This window comes from Orbaceae bacterium BiB (assembly GCA_036251205.1).
In the GTDB taxonomy this organism is placed as follows: domain Bacteria; phylum Pseudomonadota; class Gammaproteobacteria; order Enterobacterales; family Orbaceae; genus Orbus; species Orbus mooreae.
Genome location: CP133958.1, coordinates 1,335,190 through 1,353,677, shown reverse-complemented (window position 1 = coordinate 1,353,677; position 18,488 = coordinate 1,335,190). Strand labels below are relative to the sequence as shown.

At 37.4% G+C, this 18,488-nt stretch carries 12 protein-coding genes and 1 pseudogene; 9 read left to right on the top strand and 4 right to left on the bottom strand.

The genetic code is table 11. The features are described 5' to 3' along the window. The first annotated feature begins 78 nt into the window (after positions 1-78). Complete coding sequence (locus RHO11_06290) at positions 79-1,488, top strand: PLP-dependent aminotransferase family protein (protein WVD62727.1); 1,410 nt, start codon at positions 79-81, stop codon at positions 1,486-1,488. After that, the gene (locus RHO11_06285; GenBank protein WVD62726.1) at positions 1,485-2,747 is read left to right on the top strand and encodes an MFS transporter; all 1,263 of its coding nucleotides are present in this window, start codon (positions 1,485-1,487) and stop codon (positions 2,745-2,747) included. The genes RHO11_06290 and RHO11_06285 overlap by 4 nt, the downstream gene beginning before the upstream one ends. A 158-nt stretch (positions 2,748-2,905) precedes the next feature. On the opposite strand, the gene RHO11_06280 is transcribed toward RHO11_06285, so the two are convergent. Further along, a complete protein-coding gene (locus RHO11_06280; GenBank protein WVD62725.1) occupies positions 2,906-4,084 on the bottom strand; it encodes a PLP-dependent aminotransferase family protein in 1,179 nt (392 codons plus the stop codon). A gap of 217 nt (positions 4,085-4,301) precedes the next feature. On the opposite strand from RHO11_06280, the gene RHO11_06275 reads away from it, so the two are divergent. The 4 genes from RHO11_06275 to RHO11_06260 are packed head-to-tail and all read left to right on the top strand — an operon-like array spanning position 4,302 to position 7,598. Continuing rightward, positions 4,302-4,985, top strand: coding sequence for an inner membrane CreD family protein (locus tag RHO11_06275; GenBank protein ID WVD62724.1), 684 nt, complete (start codon positions 4,302-4,304; stop codon positions 4,983-4,985). A gap of 27 nt (positions 4,986-5,012) precedes the next feature. Beyond that, positions 5,013-6,128, top strand: a complete 1,116-nt coding sequence (gene alr, locus RHO11_06270) for an alanine racemase (protein WVD62723.1) — start codon at positions 5,013-5,015, stop codon at positions 6,126-6,128. A gap of 8 nt (positions 6,129-6,136) precedes the next feature. Then, positions 6,137-7,162, top strand: a complete 1,026-nt coding sequence (mltG, locus tag RHO11_06265) for an endolytic transglycosylase MltG (protein ID WVD62722.1) — start codon at positions 6,137-6,139, stop codon at positions 7,160-7,162. Then, a complete protein-coding gene (locus RHO11_06260; GenBank protein WVD62721.1) occupies positions 7,146-7,598 on the top strand; it encodes a GNAT family N-acetyltransferase in 453 nt (150 codons plus the stop codon). The genes mltG and RHO11_06260 overlap by 17 nt, the downstream gene beginning before the upstream one ends. Before the next feature lie 108 nt (positions 7,599-7,706). On the opposite strand, the gene fdhF is transcribed toward RHO11_06260, so the two are convergent. From fdhF to aegA, 3 genes are all read right to left on the bottom strand, one after another. Beyond that, positions 7,707-9,854 (bottom strand): formate dehydrogenase subunit alpha, encoded by a 2,148-nt coding sequence (gene fdhF / locus RHO11_06255; protein ID WVD62720.1) that lies wholly within the window; start codon positions 9,852-9,854, stop codon positions 7,707-7,709. An 81-nt stretch (positions 9,855-9,935) separates the two neighbouring features. Continuing rightward, entirely contained in the window at positions 9,936-10,472 is a 537-nt protein-coding gene (locus RHO11_06250) for a 4Fe-4S dicluster domain-containing protein (protein ID WVD62719.1), read from the bottom strand. After that, positions 10,469-12,520: a formate-dependent uric acid utilization protein AegA gene (gene aegA / locus RHO11_06245; protein ID WVD62718.1), complete on the bottom strand. Its 2,052-nt coding sequence runs from the start codon at positions 12,518-12,520 to the stop codon at positions 10,469-10,471. The genes RHO11_06250 and aegA overlap by 4 nt, the downstream gene beginning before the upstream one ends. Positions 12,521-13,122: 602 nt before the next feature. Here aegA and RHO11_06240 point away from each other — a divergent pair. From RHO11_06240 to RHO11_06230, 3 genes and pseudogenes are all read left to right on the top strand, one after another. Further along, positions 13,123-16,200 (top strand): annotated as a pseudogene (locus tag RHO11_06240) (DNA translocase FtsK 4TM domain-containing protein). Between the two features lie 240 nt (positions 16,201-16,440). After that, complete coding sequence (gene lolA / locus RHO11_06235) at positions 16,441-17,034, top strand: outer membrane lipoprotein chaperone LolA (GenBank protein ID WVD62717.1); 594 nt, start codon at positions 16,441-16,443, stop codon at positions 17,032-17,034. Positions 17,035-17,048: 14 nt separating this feature from the next. After that, complete coding sequence (locus tag RHO11_06230; GenBank protein ID WVD62716.1) at positions 17,049-18,383, top strand: replication-associated recombination protein A; 1,335 nt, start codon at positions 17,049-17,051, stop codon at positions 18,381-18,383. The last annotated feature ends 105 nt before the right edge of the window (positions 18,384-18,488 follow it).

The following is an 18,488-nucleotide window of genomic DNA, read 5'->3' as shown; positions in this document are numbered from 1 at the left end:
AAAACAGCCAATTGGACTATTTTTATACCATCCAATTTTATATGATAGCTAGTATTACCTCGTTTATAGATATTGATTATGTGGAATCAGACACAGCTAAATTTATTTAAAGGGCCTTTATATAAAAGAGTCAGTGCATTAATTGAAAGTTACATTGATCAGGGGGTGCTAATTTCTGGTGAACGTTTACCTTCTGAGCGGCAGTTATCTAAACAGTTGATGATTAACCGTTCTACCATTGTACATGCTTTAGAGGGCTTAACTGAGCGCAATATTTTAGTACGTAAGTTAGGCTGTGGAACATTTGTGAATGCTGATAAATGGGGGCTACAGACTTATCCTACGATTAATTGGCATTTGCCTAGCCATTTTCATCGACCGGTTTCTTTATATCAGCAAAAAGTACAACATTTGAAAAAACAAACAATGCTAAATAACGATGTGATTTGTGATTTAGCTAATGGTGACTTACCAGCATATCTTATTCCTAAATTAACTTTGCCAGAAATGTCTTCACAAGAACTGATTTATCAAGAGAAAAATAGTGACTTATTACAAATAGGATTACCTTCTTTAAAACGATATATTGCGGATTATATGCGGCATAAATTTGCGATGGATGTTCCCATTGAGCAAATTTTAATTACTTCGGGAACTCAACAAGCCCTTTTTTTAATCACACAAGGTCTGCTTAAACCAGGCGATGCAATCGGTATTGAATCGCCATCATATTTTTATTCTTTACCTTTGTTCCAAGCAGCAGGGATCCGAATCTATGGTATTAGCATGGATGAACAAGGCATTCGACTTGATGACCTGATAAGTCTACAAAAACAGCATCCTTTGAAATGGCTTTTACTCAATCCTGTTTTCCAAAATCCGACAGGTATAACAATGAGTTTAAATCGTAAACAAGATATTTTATCTTTTTGCCGTAAAGAGGGAATAGGCATTGTTGAAGATGATGCGTACAGTGCACTCTCTTTTGATCCTAAATTGGACTGTTCTCCAATTAAAAAATTGGATCAACATAATCAGGTTATTTACTTAGGTTCATTGTCGAAATATTTAGGTCGGAGCATTCGTGTTGGATGGATGATTGCACCAACTCATGTTATCAGTCGTTTAGCTGAAATTAGACAATATATTGACTCAGGACTGAGTATTTTACCTCAATTATTGGCTGAAGATTATTTGCGTAATCATTACTTAGATCATCAGCAACATTTACAGCAACAGTTACAGATTAAATACCAACATTTACTTACATGGCTTAATCAGTATCACCCTGATTATTATAGCTATAGTAAAGTTCAGGGGGGGATGCATCTATACCTTAATCTTAACGTTCAAAATATTAAACAAGAAGAACAGTTGTTAAATTATTGGTTATCTAAAGGTGTTACAGTTTCTAAAGGTGATATTTTTGGTGATTCTTTTGGTTTTGTTAGATTAAGCTATGGACATTTTGTTGAAAATTTGTTTTGATACATAAACTCAATGTTTTATATATTTTACAAAATATGAATAATTTGCCTTGTAAAAAAATCTCAAGTAATAAATTATTATTGATTGCAGGTACTGGTTGGCTATTTGATGCAATGGATGTCGGTTTATTGTCTTTTATTCTTGCTGCTTTAAAACTTGATTGGGATTTAACTGCTGGTGAGCTTGGACTTATTGGTAGTGTTAATTCGATAGGTATGGCTATTGGTGCATTTATATTTGGTATATACGCAGATAAAAAAGGACGTAAATCCGCTTTTTTAATCACATTACTGATGTTTAGCATTGCTAGTGGCTTGAGTGCCTTTGCTTGGGGACTTGGGAGTTTATTGGTACTACGCTTTTTTATTGGTATGGGATTAGGTGGTGAGTTACCCGTAGCGTCAACATTGGTTAGTGAAAGTGTTGAACCCGCTGTGCGTGGGCGTATTATCGTTTTATTGGAAAGTTTTTGGGCAGTCGGTTGGATTTTAGCTGCCTTAATTGCTTATTTTTTAATTCCTTTGCCAAGCATTGGTTGGCGTGGCGCAATGATTATTTGTGCATTACCTGCTTTTTATGCGCTTTATTTACGAACAGGATTACCTGACTCCCCAATTTATGACTCCTTAAATAGTGCTGAGAAAAAAGAGTCTATTTATACCAAATTAATCACGCTATTATCTCCGCAATATCGCAAAAGTAGCATAATGCTATGGATTGTTTGGTTTTGTGTGGTGTTCTCCTATTATGGGATGTTTTTATGGCTACCGAGTGTGATGATGCTGAAAGGATTTACATTAGTACAGAGTTTCGGCTATGTATTGATCATGACATTAGCACAGTTGCCTGGGTATTTTTCTGTAGCATGGTTGATTGAACGAGTTGGTCGAAAGTGGGTTTTAGCGACCTATTTATTGGGTACATTGAGTAGTGCTTATCTATTTGGTTTAGCTGAAAGTGCCAACCTTTTACTACTATATGGGGCATTACTATCATTTTTTAATTTAGGGGCATGGGGTGCTATGTATGCTTATACACCCGAGCAATACTCTACTAAAATACGCGCAACGGGAGCTGGAATGGCTGCGGCAATAGGTCGAATTGGCGGGATTTTAGGCCCTTTATTGGTCGGTGGACTGGTTTCAGCCGGTTTTTCAATATCAACAATCTTTATGCTATTTGCGATTGCAATTCTATTCGCTATTATTGCAATAATCGTGTTAGGTAAAGAGACTAAGCAACAAAGCCTTATTGATTAATATTATTGGCAATAATTACTGGATTTTTTATTGAGTTATAAATATGGTATGAATTTTATACTAGAATAATAGCTTACAGCAATATTATAACGAAAATGTTATTGAATTGAGTGATTAGGGGCAGTTTCAGGGCTTAGCCCTGAAACTCTTTCTAATACTTACTTAATTAAGTCAGCAAGAATTTTGATGCCTTTTTCAATGCGTTCTTCTGGCACAGTAACAAACGCTAAGCGTAAGCAGTTCTTTTTAGGATTGGTAGCAAAGAATGTTTCACCGGGTACAAAAGCGACATTACTTTTAACAGCTTTAGCAAGTAATTCAGTACTATTAATATGTTCAGGTAATTCAACCCAAATAAACATACCACCTTCTGGTTTAGTCCAACGTACTGTTTTTGGCATATATTTATCAAGTTGTGCAAGCATAAACTGACAACGTGTTTTATATAATTCACGAATTTTAGGAATATGAGAACCTAAATAACCATCTTTAATAACTTGGTAAGCAATATGTTGCGTATAACTTGGCGTATGTAAATCGGCTGCTTGTTTTAACTGTACTAATTTACGAATAAATTCAACAGGACCAACAACGTAACCTAGACGCATACCGGGTGCTAAAATTTTAGAGAATGAACCTAAATAAACAGTATTATCCGGCGCAAAACTAATTAAGCTAGGTAGACGATGCCCTTGATAATCAAGTTCGCCATAAGGATCATCTTCAATCATTAATAGGTTATTTTTCTTTGCTTTTTCAGCAAGTTTTTTACGTCGTTCTTCTGATAAGCGACGTCCAGTTGGATTTTGGAAGTTTGGAATAGTGTATAAAAAGTTTGCCGATTTCGCTTCTTCATCACTTAATTGATCCGGATTGAGCCCCTGATCATCACTTGCTATTGAAACGTATTCAGGCTCATATTGGGTAAATGTTTGCAAAGCTCCTAAATAAGTCGGCGTTTCAACAAGTACCTTTGTCCCTTCGTCGATCAAGGCTTTACCAATTAAATCAAGTGCTTGTTGTGAGCCAGTGACGATTAATACATTATCAATGGTTAAGTGCGTTTTTTCCCGTTGATTTATTAAATTAGCAACCCATTCGCGTAATGGTTTATACCCTTCCGTTGGACCATATTGTAAAGCGTTGAACGATTCATCACTATCCATAATATCATCAACTGCTTGTTTTATTTTCGCGATAGGAAATGAATTTGGTGATGGGAGTCCCCCTGCAAATGAGATAACATCGGGCAATTCAGTTACTTTTAAAATTTCTCGAATTGCTGAACTTTTAAGAGCAGCTGCGCGTTTGGAAAATTGCCACATAGATGATGTCATGATAAATACCTTATAATTGTTATTAAAGATACAAATATAATACTTGCAAATTCGTTTGTCATTATTAAAAACAAAAATTAAAATAGGTAACTAGTTCTTTGTCATAAAACAAATCATTATTTTTATTTTTTGCCCTATACTATAAAAACTCTATACTATAAAAGATAGTTAGGTACAGAATTTTAAACCACTGAACATAATAATAGGAATAAGCATCGTGGAAAATAGAATTGCAGTCTTTTGGAAAATACTTGGCATCATTATTTTGATCGCATTAGCTCAAATACCTATCTACTTTATGCAGCAGTATGCGATATCTACGCTAGATAATAATTATTTTATTGATTTGCAGTCTCAAGCTATTGATTATGCCAATAAAATAGTTGATGCTGTGCAGGGTACAACGCCTGATACAAGCGTAATAAATAAAGTGGATAATTATCGATTCGTTATTGATACTTTAAACAGCAGTTATTTAACGTTAGCTTTAGCATTTTTATGGTTATTACTGATTGATCTATTTAAGAAATCCCAATTAAGCTTAGTTAATTATTTTATTGTTGCAATTGGTCTGGTGTTATTTTATTTAATTGAGTTAGTTTTAGCGAGTTATTGGGTGATTAATCTTGCTTATTTTATTGCTGTAGCGATTTGTGCAATATTATTGGTGGGATATCTATCGGGAGTATTAAAAAGTATCGCTTTATCGGTACTATATGGTATAGGACTAGTCTTAATTTTTGTATTAGCTTATTACCTAAATCTGTATGTCAATAATGCATTAGCTTATGTAGCGATATGTTTATTATTGATATTTATCGTTATTATTATGATGACTCGAAACATTAATCGATGTGAACGCTCAGAAGCCACATCGCGTGGTACAAAAAAACTAAATTAAGCAAGAAGTTGAAGAAAAGAGAAGAATATGTCAATTGCGACTATAGAAGTCAGTGTTAGTGCGTTATTACACAATGTAAATTTGTTTAGGCAGCTAAGTCCAACTAGCCAAATTATGGCTATAGTTAAAGCCAATGCCTACTCGCACGGTAAAAATAAAATTGCCACGATCCTAGATCGGGTTGTCGATTATTTTGGTGTCGCTCGATTAGAAGAGGGGATTGAACTGCGCAAAATTGGTGTGCAGTTCCCAATATTGATATTAGAGGGGCTGTTTCTTCATGATTGTCCATCACAATTAGTCGATTATAATTTACAAACGGTTATTCATTGTGCTCAGCAAATTGAAACACTACGGAAAATGTCCTTACCTGTTAACTCTCTCGATGTGTGGTTTAAACTTGATTCAGGTATGCATCGCTTAGGTTTTAGGCCTGAGGAAGCCAAGGACTATTTTCAACAATTAGCAGATTTAGCCTGTGTAAAAAAACCGATTAATATTATTAGTCACTTTAGTAGTGCTGATGAGCTCAATTCTGCACAAACACTCCATCAAATGGCTACATTTGATCTCTTTATTAATTCGATTGATGACCAATCTTTACTTGGTAAGCAATCGATTGCTGCTTCTGGCGGTATTTTAGCATGGCCAATGTCACATCGTGACGTTATTCGTCCTGGCATTGCATTATATGGTGTTTCTCCCTTTAGTTATAGTGAAGCAAATAAAGCGATTGCCGCTGAGTTTGGACTCAAATCAGTGATGACCTTTAAATCTGAAATTATCACCGTGCGAGAGCATAAAAAAGATGAATCATTGGGCTATGGATTAATTTGGCAAGCTAAGCACGATACACGTTTAGCTGTTGTTGCAATGGGCTATGGTGATGGTTATCCGAGAGATATTTTGCCTGATACGCCAGTATGGATTAACGATCGTTTAGTGCCAATTGTTGGTCGCGTTGCAATGGATATGATTTTAGTTGATTTAGGTCCACAAGCAACAGACCAAGCGGGTGATGAAGTTATTTTCTGGGGGAATGCCGCATTACCTGTTGAAAAAATTGCTGCACATTCAGGTATGAGCGCCTATGAACTTTTGACTCGTTTAACTGAGCGCGCTAAATTACGGTATGTAGATTAATGATAGTTATGAAAAAAAAATCTCTGATTTATTTTATTGTTACCTGCTCTCTTTTAGTCGTGATTGCTTTAGGTATTGGTTATTGGTATATACAAAATTTTGCGCAGAAAACGATACATCTTTCAACACCAGAACAGACCTTTGTTCTAAAAAGAGGAACTTCTGTTGCCAGTTTAGCTAAACAAATGGAGCAAGAAGAATTAATTGCAGATGCTTCCTTATTACCTTATTTAATGAAAATTAATCCTGAACTACAAGGTATTAAAGCGGGAACTTATTCATTAGCAACTGATATGACGGTTGAGCAGTTTTTGCAACTGTTAGTGGGTGGTAAAGAAGTACAATTAACGGTCCAATTTGTGGAAGGTAAAACGGCGAAAGATTGGCTCAAAATCTTGCAAGAAGCCCCGAATATTTCTTCTACTTTAATGGATCTTACATTAGATGAAATTGCACAAAAATTGAATATTGACGGTTCACTAGAAGGTTGGCTATACCCTGATACGTATAACTATACTAATGGGACTTCGGATTTAGCAATTTTGGAACGTGCTCATCAAAAGATGAAAACAACGTTACAGGCTATATGGGATAATCGCGATGATGATCTCCCTTATGAAACACCTTATGAAATGCTGATTATGGCATCCATTATTGAAAAAGAGACGGGTGTTGATGCTGAACGGGCAAAAGTTGCATCGGTATTTATTAATCGTTTAAGATATAAAATGTTACTACAAACTGACCCAACAGTGATTTACGGTATGGGGGAACGTTATACGGGTAAGTTATTAAGTAAAGATTTGCGTGATGCGACAAATCCTTATAATACTTATATTATTAAGCGTTTCCCGCCAACGCCAATTGCTATGCCGAGTTTAGCCTCTTTAGAGGCCGCAGCACATCCAGATAAAACTAATTATATCTATTTTGTTGCAGATGCCCAAGGTGGTCATGTTTTTACCACTAATTATAAAGCGCACCAAAAAGCAGTCTCAGAATATTGGCGGTTAATTCGTGAAAAGCAACAGTAAGTCAATTTTAATTAGGCCAGTAGTAAAATCTGAGCATCCGATATTGCTTGAATTATGGTCTGGTTCAGTTAGTGCAACACATCGCTTTTTAACACAAAATGATATTGCTCTATTATATCAACAACTTCAAGCCCAATGGCTTGATTTGGTTGAAATTTGGGTATTAGAGGTATCGACCGAAATTGTCGGTTTTATTGGTTTTGATGAAAATAGAGTCGAGATGCTGTTTATTGAACCTAACCATTTTAGAAAAGGTTATGGGCAGCAACTTATTAATTTTGCGAAACAACGTTCTCGTGAGATCTTTTTAGATGTTAATGAACAAAATCCACAAGCACTGGCGTTTTATCAGAAACAGGGATTTCAGAGTATCGGTAGAAGTGAAACGGATTCACAAGGTAATCCGTTTCCATTGTTACATTTACGTTATCAATAAAACCAATTTTTTCACTATAATAACACTTTCCAGCAAAATTATAACGAAGATTAAGACGACGACTCAATTGATTCTAATCAATGGCACCCTTAAATAAGGTGCATTGGTTTATGCGACTTTCGCCGTCTGTTTAAGTCTATCTTTTAATTCAGTATATAGCTTTTGTACCCGTTGTTCAGCCCATTGTTGGTTGTCAATTTTACTGACCTTGACTGCCGAATGTTTATATTCAGGAGTACGGGATACTGGATCTAGATGATCAAGAGTCAATTCGTTACATGCGCCGATCCACCATTGATAAGTCATATATACTGCCCCTTTATTTGCTCTAGGGGTCACATCTGCCCGAGTAATCACTTTACCTCGTCGAGATTCCACATACACTAACGCTTCATGTTCAATACCCAAGCGCATTGCATCTTCAGGGTGAATTTGTACATTACCCGGTTCATCAGCTAACGCTTGTAGAGGGCGACAATTTCCCGTCATTGAACGGCAAGAATAATGACCTACTTCTCTGACAGTGCAAAGTACCATTGGATAATCATCACACAATTGCTCTTTAGGCGGTATCCAATCAGCACTCATTAATAAACCTTTTCCATTCGGCCGATCGAATTTATTCCCTTTATACAAATAAGGTGAGCCTGGATGATCTTCGTCTGGACACGGCCACTGTACATAGCCTAGCCCGGCCATTTTTTGATAAGTAGCGCCTTTATATTGATCGCAAAGCATGCGTAACTCATCCCAAATTTCTTGGGTATTGTTATAGTGCATTGGATAACCCAGTTTAGTTGATAGTAGACTGATAATTTCCCAGTCAACTTTCACATTACCAGTTGGTTCTATCGCTTTTTCAAAATGTTGGAATCCACGATCAGCACTTGAGTAAATGCCTTCATGTTCACCCCATGACGTTGCAGGTAAAATGACATCGGCTTCGGCTGCTGTTTTGGTCATAAAAATATCTTGTACCACCAAAAAATCGAGATTTTTAATTGCTTCTCGCATAGTCGATAATTCAGGATCTGTCTGTAGCGGATCTTCTCCCATAATGTAATAAGCTTTGATTTTTCCATCTAGAATATGATGAGGAACTTCAGTAATGGTATAACCTGGTTTTTCTGGTAGTTCTTTTACTTGCCATGCTTTAGCAAATTTTTGACGAACTGCCATATCAGCAACTTTTTGATAGCCCGGATAATCTTTTGGGGTTGCCCCCATATCGCAAGCACCTTGCACATTGTTTTGCCCCCGTACTGGGCCTACGCCAACATTAGGGCGACCTAAATTACCCGTAATTAGAGCCATACTTGATAAGCCTTTAATTACGTCTGTACTTTGCCCCCATTGGGTCACTCCCATACCCCATAAAATAGTGGCAGCAGATGATTTTCCATACATATAAGCGGCTTCACGGATCTGTTTGGCTGTGAGTCCTGTAATCTCTTCGACATATTCTGGCGTGTATTTATCAATCACTGCTTTTAGTTCATCAAAGCCTTCGGTATAACGCTCTACATACTCTTGATTATAGAGATTTTCATTAATTAACACGTTTAAAAAGGCATTAACCAGTGCCATATTACTACCATTTTTTAGAGGCAGCCAGATATCTGCAATACGGGCGGTTTCAATATAGCGAGGGTCACAAACAATAATTTTAGCACCTTTTTCTTTAGCTTTAATAATCCGTCTAGCCACGATCGGATGAGAGTCTGCAGCATTGTAACCAAAGATTAATAAGCATTTACTATCTTCCAGTTCAATAATTGAATTACTCATCGCTCCATTACCTAAGGTAACTTGCAGCGCTGCAACCGATGGCCCATGGCAAACCCGAGCACAACAGTCGATATTATTGGTACCAATTGCGGTCCGAGCAAACTTTTGCATCACATAATTTGTTTCATTACCGGTACCACGAGATGATCCGGTTAACATTATGGCATCTGGACCATTCTGTTGCTTAATCTGTGCAAAACGATCTGCAACATAATCAATCGCCTCATCCCAACTTACGGCTTCAAATTCCCCGCCTTTTTGGCGACGAATCATGGGGGTCTTTAATCGTGGAGTTAAAATTTGGGTATCATTTAAAAAATCCCAACCATAATAACCTTTTAAACAAAGCTGCCCTTGATTAGTGACGCCATTAGCCCCTTCAGCGCTGATGATTTTATTATCTTCTATTACAAGATTAATTTTGCAACCAGATGCACAATATGGGCAAACGGTGAGTACTTTTTTCATAATCTGTCTCTCTATATATACGGCTGTGATATTCACTATAATAGCTAACGGGGATCTATTTTTATTCGTTAGCGGCGCTTGTTATAGTTGAACAAAAATATTGATCTCGTCTAATGCAGTACGTTTCTGTTTTTCTTGAATCATTTTATCGATAGTTTTTGGCTCAACTAGTGTTAATGTATTGGTTGGGCAAACAGAGACACATGCTGGGCCATTTGGATTATCAATACATAAATCACATTTGATCGCTTGAGTTTGATAGTTATCGATACCGCGTTCTTGATCAAATCCGAGTTCTTGAGTGACAACTGTCATCGCTCCAAATGGGCAGGCGATAACGCAGGTTTTACAACCAATACAACGCTCTTGAATAATCTGAATACTGTTTGCTTTACGGATGATCGCATCCGTAGGACAAGCGTTGGCACATGGCGCATTATCACACTGTCGACACATCACAGGAATCGTAATATGCTGACCCTTAATGACCCGCAAACGAGGATTAAAATTATCTGCTGACATACCGATATCATTGGTATGAGACATTACACAGGCGATTTCACAAGTTTTACAGCCAATACATTTGTTGGCATCTGCAACAATAAAACGATTTGTCATGATACTTTCTCCATTATTTGGCTGTCGTGAGTCATAGTAGATACACCCAAATAGTTCATCATACTTTTTGCAGCCATTCGTCCATCTGAAATGGCTGTAACGACGAGATCTGCACCGCGCACGATATCACCACCCGCAAAGATTTTGGGATTGTCCGTTTGGCAGGCTAGTTTTTGATAAGTGATAGGAATGGCTGAAATTGTACCGCGGCGGGTCAATTGAATCCCTTCGGCACGCAACCACGAAATATCGTGAGGTAAGAATCCAAAGGCAACAATGACGATATCAGCCTCCAGTACAAACTCTGAACCTTCTATAGCTTGAGGACTGCGGCGCCCTTTAGCATCAGGTTGACCGAGTTCTGTTTTGACCATCCGAATGCCAATGACTTGGTTGTTGTCATCGACTTCTATTTTTATCGGTTGCATCATAAACATAAATTCAGCCCCTTCCTCACGGGCATTTTTGACCTCTTTTTTTGAACCTGGCATATTATTTTCATCACGACGATAGGCACAAGTGGCACTTTTTGCACCTTGGCGAATCGCAGTTCGTAAACAATCCATCGCGGTATCGCCTCCACCAAGTACGACGACACGCTTATCTTTGGTATCGATGTAGGGTTCATGTACTAATTGTGTTAATCCCATGACTTGTTTTGTATTGGCGGTTAAAAACGGTAAAGCCTGATAAACGCCATGAGCATCCTCGTTATCTAGCTTGGCTTTCATGGATTCATAAGTACCTACGCCAACAAAAATAGCATCATATTCATTAAGTAAATCAGCCATTTCAATATCTTTGCCGATTTCGCTATTAAGACGAAACTCTATACCCATTTCAGTGAAAATTTCACGACGACGGATCATAATCTCTTTTTCTAGCTTGAAAGAGGGAATACCAAATGTGAGCATTCCACCAATTTCAGGATGTCGGTCAAATACAACAGGAGTAATTCCGTTTCTGACTAATACATCAGCACAAGCAAGGCCAGCAGGACCGGCGCCAATAACTGCGACACGTTTTCCAACGGGCTCAATATTCGATAAATCAGGGCGCCATCCCATTGTGAAGGCTGTTTCTGTCACATAACGCTCAATATTACCAATAGTAACGGCATCACCTTCGTTTTTTAGTGTACAAGAACCTTCACATAATCTATCTTGTGGACAGACGCGACCAGTGATCTCCGGTAAACTATTAGTGCTATTTGATAAGCGAGCCGCCTCGATGATCTTTCCTTCTTTAGCCAGCTTAATCCAATGGGGAATCCGATTATGTAATGGGCATGTCCACTCACAAATAGAATTTGGACCACAACTAAAACATCTTGCTGCTTGTTGTTGCGTTTGTGCTTTAGTAAAACTGCGATAAATTTCGTTATAAGTCACCTTGCGTTCTGCAATTGGTGTTTTTTCTGCATCAAGACGAGGAATTGAAATTAATCTTGCAAATGGAGTCTCTTCACTGGTAAAGGGGGAGACTTGTTTATGAGTGATCTGACGATCTTGTGTGGTACTAAAAGCTGTTTGTCGCTGTTTCTGCGTTCGCTGTTGATGTAGTTTTTCCAAACTGACCAGTTTAATTGAACCAGTAGGACAAGCGGCTTGGCAAGCAGGGCTTGCGCGTCGCCCTTCACACAGATCACATTTATGAGCGACAATGGTGTTAAAGACACTTTCACTATTGCCTATATTGAGTGAACCTTCAACCGATTCATCCACCATACGAATAGCGCCAAATGGACAGGATAGTACACAGGCTTTACAACCAATACAGAGGGATTTATTTAAATAAACCTTTTCCTCTCCCTGAGTGAGAGCTTTTACTGGACAGGATCTTACACAAGGGGCATTTTCACATTGGCGACAGGCTAATGCCGTGTAAACTTTTTTACGGCCTTGAGTAACTTTATGAACTTTAATTCTTGGTTGAAACTGTTCCCTAAGGTCAGGATGTTTTCCCTGATTATAGGTAAACACACAAGCGACTTCACAGGCGTGGCAGCCAACACAAGTTTGGGGATTTGCGATAATAAATTGCGTCATAATTGCTCCAATTATCAAAATAACGCATACAGCAAAAGAGAGCAAACTATCAGTCCATTGAAAGATGCTTTCTACTTATGTCCGTATGTCTTATTTTTATACTACTATTACTTCTTTTGTAATTATTATTTTTGATAATTGAAGATTTAACTGGTAGCAATTATAAAGCGTTTTTTTAAATAAAATAGCGTAATTATTCATTACCATAATAAAATAAGCTTTTGAAAATAAATAATTTACTAACTTAACAATAATAACCAAATATGCATAATGAATTTTTTATACTTAATTTGATATTTATCAAAAAATAATTATCCGTTTTGTTTGGTCAATTTATAGTCATTAATAAGTAAGTTATCATTTTTTACCAACTTATTGTTTTTGATAAATAGATATTTCACTCTTTGTCGTTGAATCCGCTTTTAACTTCAATACGTTCATTTTCAGTTACTTTGGAATATGATAAAATTGTACTAATTTCGTCTGCGAAATTGGCAGACATAGATAATGATAAGATGATTAGGTGTATTTTGAAAAAGTCAGACACAACTATAACTAAGCCAAAAAAAGAAAAATTGACGGCTAAACATATTTTGATAGAAGTACTGTTATTTATGGGACTGGTTATTGCAGTTTATCTTTTTTGTGCATTAGTCTCATTTGATCCGGCCGATCCAGGATGGTCGCAAACAGCTTGGCATGAACCTATTCGTAATTGGGGTGGGGTTATTGGTGCTTACTGGTCTGATGTATTCTTACAGTTTTTTGGTTTTATTGCATATACGATACCTGTTTTAATGGGGATATTTTGTATTCAAAGTATGCTTTACTTTTATCGTAGCCATGAATCCATTAATTTTTTAAGTCTATCCTTACGTGTTATTGGTGTATTAGCCTTTTTGTTTAGTGCGACAGGATTTTTTGCTTTAAATATACAAGATCTCGAACAATTTCAAGCCGGTGGCATTCTTGGTGATATTGTTGGCAGTGAAATAATACCGTTGTTAGGTCATATTGGTTCCTCTATTATTCTGTTTGCAATCTGTTTTGTCTGTATCACTTTATTGACTGGATTATCATGGTTTTTTATTGCTGAAATGATTGGGGCTTCAGTTGTTTTTATTACTACTGTGTTAGTTAACTTTATTGGAAAGCAGCTTAATCGCCGTTCAGAAAAAAGAGCAGCTAAAAGAGATGATGAATTTGAACAACAGTTACAAATTGATTTATCTGATGCTGAGAAAGAGCCTGTAATGACAAAGATTGATGTAAAAAATCAATCGACAGATATCCTGCATAGTCATACTGCCGCTCATAACGAATCGGTGGATAGTGCATTGAGCGATGAGACTCTCATAAATAATAAACAGATAAATAGCGAACCTATCGCTCATGATTTAGTTAGTGATCATTTAGAAAATAATCATGTTGCACATAATAACTTATTAAATAATGAATTAGATGATAAGAGTTCGGTAAACCAAAATTTAGTCATTCAGCATTTAGATGATAATATTCTGTATCGTGAAACTGTGACTGAGCAGATTATTCAACCATCCCCTCAAGCTAGTGCTGATCAGACTAATTCTGTAGAAGCGCGCGATGAACAGTTATCTGAATTTTTGAACGATAATGCGACAGAGCAAGCGTTTACCATCACTAGTCCTGTGATTGATGAAAATAATCCACCACCTAAGTTAGTCAACCGACATGAACCTGAAACGCCTCGTGAATTTACGATTAATGCCGATTACTATTCACCTATTTCGATGATTGACCAAGCTGTCGAACAGCCAAGCAATATAGAGATGGATAATGAGGAAACGATTAAACCTTTTACAACTGATGATGAAACAATTGCCCCTGTAGGTAGTTATAGTATTGCTGACGAAGCTGAAACTTTGGTTATTACTGAGGATGTTAATGATAGCATTATGTTAGATAATACATCATTGACTCAGTCTTCTCCTACTCAGCGTTATCCAACCCAATTCAATGAGACGGCTATTCAACATACTGAAGAGCTTACTGAAACGTTGACAGATATAGATGATGTGGAACCGCTAGGTGAAGTGTTAGAAACAGCACAAATATCAGTAAATGACGCGGTTACTACGATTACGAAAGAAAATATCCACGACAGTTTGATCCATCCTCTACTGCAGAAAGATAATCGGCCATTAAAAAAACCGACGACGCCACTTCCGTCTTTAGATTTACTCACTACTCCGCCGACGAAACAGGTAGCTATTGACCATGATGCACTAAAAGCGATGGCGCAATTAATTGAAAAGAGCTTAGCTGATTTTAGAGTGAAAGCACGAGTTGTGGATTATCTACCTGGCCCAGTTATTACTCGTTTTGAAATTGAACTAGCTCCGGGAGTTAAAGCATCACGAATATCAACCCTAGATCGTGACTTGGCTCGTTCATTATCAATGCCATCGGTACGTGTTGTAGAAGTGATTCCCGGTAAACCTTATGTGGGTATCGAATTACCTAATAGTCATCGACAAACCGTTTACTTTAGAGAAGTGTTAGATAGCCCGCAATTTATTGAAGCAAAATCACCTTTAACGATGGTGCTTGGTAAAGACATTGCTGGACAAGCTGTTGTTGCTGATCTAAGTAAAATGCCTCATTTACTCGTAGCCGGTACTACGGGTTCGGGGAAATCCGTTGGGGTTAATGCGATGATTTTAAGCTTTTTATATAAATCGCAGCCTGAAGATGTCCGCTTTATTATGATTGACCCAAAAATGTTGGAGTTATCGGTTTATGAAGGGATACCGCATCTGTTAACTGATGTCGTCACGGATATGAAAGATGCGGCTAATGCACTAAATTGGTGTGTTAATGAGATGGAGCGACGTTATCGTTTAATGTCAGCTTTAGGTGTACGAAATATTGCCGGTTATAATGATAAAATTAAATTAGCGCAAGAGATGGGGCGACCGATTCCAGATCCATTATGGCGGCCAGGTGATAGCATGGATATTGATATGCCGATGCTAGAAAAATTGCCTTATATTGTGGTATTAGTTGATGAATTTGCTGACTTAATTATGGCTGTAGGTAAAAAAGTTGAAGAACTGATTGCCCGTTTAGCTCAAAAAGCACGAGCTGCAGGTATCCATTTAGTGCTAGCAACTCAGCGACCTTCTGTCGATGTCATTACCGGATTAATTAAAGCTAACATTCCAACGCGAATTGCTTTTACTGTATCAAGTAAAATTGATTCACGTACTATTTTAGATCAAATGGGGGCGGAATCCTTACTGGGTATGGGGGATATGCTTTATTTAGCTCCAAATAGCTCTATTCCTATTCGCGTTCATGGCGCCTTTGTTCGCGATGAAGAAGTTCATGCTGTTGTACAAGATTGGAAAGCAAGAGGTATTCCGACACAGTATGTACAAAATATTACCAGTAGTTCAAGTGAAGATAGTGATGGTTATGATAATGGTGAGGAAGAGCTAGATCCACTGTTTGATCAGGTTGTCTCTTTTGTTGTTGATAAACGCCGTGCATCTATCTCGAGTGTACAACGTCAATTCCGTATTGGTTATAATCGCGCGGCAAGAATCGTTGAACAAATGGAAATGCAAGGAATTGTCAGTGCACCAAGTCATAATGGTAACCGCGAAGTGTTATCGCCACCATCAGGACAAGACTACTAATAAATTTTTTAATAAAAAATACACTACGTTGAATTATTGTAAGTAATAAATCGACAATGTGTATTTTTTTATATTAAATTCTATTGCTTTATACTATCGTGTATTACTCATAATACTAATGTTATTAACCTCTTCAATCATTCTGTTTATTTATACAGTGACTCAGCACATAATATGCTGATAAATTATTTAATTTGATTTATCATAGTAATCAGATCAGTCTCATCATGGGTAATAGTCGTGAAAAAAATCATCTTAGTTTTGTGTTTATTCTTTTCTTGTTCTGTATTTGCTGACGCTAAAGATGTTCTACAGCAACGTTTAGATAAAGTGCAGGGTTTTTATGCCAAGTTTTCTCAAGTCGTCAAAACAGCTGATAATCAGCTAATTCAAGAAGGTAAAGGTGAATTATGGATGAATCGTCCAAATTACTTTAACTGGACAATGACCGAACCTGATGAATCGGTAATTATCTCTGATAGTAAAGATTTATGGATTTATATGCCGATGGTTGAGCAAGTCACTGTCATGCCATTAACTCAAGCAGTGGATAATCGTTTATTATTATTGATGACTGACAGTAAAAGTGCTGCTTGGCATGATTATCAAGTAACACAAAAGCAAAATACATTCACTTTAAAACCGACCGATCACTCAACTGGATATTTTGTTCTGAGTGTATTACCAACGGGTATGATTGCTGATTTTGCTATTATAGAGGCTGATGGGCAGCGTAGTTATTATCAACTTTCTCATCAAACTTTGGGTAAGGTCGATATGAAATATTTTCAATTTACTATTCCAAAGAACGTTTCTGTTGATGACCAACGATAGTCGAGATAGTTAATATGTCCACATTTTCATTTGATTTTGCCGGTGATGACTTTAAGCCTTTAGCTGCCAGAATGCGGCCTCGTATGTTATCTGAATATATTGGTCAATCACATCTTCTCGGTGCGGATAAACCATTATCGAAAGCGATTGAAGCGGGTCATTTACATTCAATGATTTTATGGGGACCGCCAGGTACCGGTAAAACAACATTGGCCGAAATTATTGCTCATCATGGCAATGCGAAAGTAGAGCGATTATCGGCAGTAACCGCTGGAATTAAAGATATTCGTGAGGCGGTAGAACGAGCTAAACATAACCAACAGATGGGATTTAGAACTATTCTTTTTGTTGATGAAGTTCATCGTTTTAATAAAAGTCAGCAAGATGCTTTTTTACCATTTGTTGAAGATGGCACGGTGACGTTTATTGGTGCTACGACAGAAAATCCATCGTTTGAGTTGAATTCAGCATTGTTATCACGGGCACGAGTCTACTTGTTGAAATCTTTAACAGAACAAGATATCGAAAAAATTTTACAGCAAGCGATGACGGATAAAGATCGAGGCTATGGAAATTTATCAATAGTACTACTTGATGAGACTAAACAACAAATCGCACAATTTGTCGGTGGAGATGCAAGGCGAGCATTAAATACGCTTGAATTATTAGTTGATATGGCTGGTGATAGTACTACGCTAACTCCTGAATTATTAAAGGAAGTGGTGGGTGAGCGAAGTGCTCGTTTCGATAATCAAGGTGATCGTTATTATGATCTCATTTCGGCTGTGCATAAATCGATTCGAGGTTCTGCTCCTGACGCTGCATTATACTGGTATGCGCGTATTATTAGTGCCGGTGGCGATCCTCTTTATGTCGCTCGTCGTTTATTAGCTATAGCCTCTGAAGATGTTGGTAATGCAGATCCTCGGGCGATGCAAGTTGCATTATCGGCGTGGGATTGTTTTACTCGTGTAGGTCCTGCCGAAGGGGAGCGAGCTATCGCTCAAGCGATTGTCTATCTGGCCTGTGCACCGAAAAGCAATGCAGTCTATATGGCCTTTAATCAAGCCATGCAAGATGCACAAAATAAACCCGATTATGATGTACCCGAGCACTTACGTAATGCTCCAACTAAATTGATGAAAAATTTGGGTTATGGTCAAGAGTATCGTTATGCACATAATGAAGCTAATGCTTATGCTGCGGGTGAAAATTATTTTCCAGCTGAAATGGCCGATACGCTTTACTATCAACCGACAGAGCGAGGGGCTGAAAAACAGTATAAGGAAAAACTAGCTTGGTTGGCCGATTTAGATGCTAAAAGTACGCTAAAACGTTATAAAAAGTAGTGATCTCGTATTACATCCGTCACTACTTTATCCTCACTTCCTACATTAAAAAATAATTCTTTTATAAAATAACTTGTTGACCTTATAGTGACTTTAAGGTTTAAA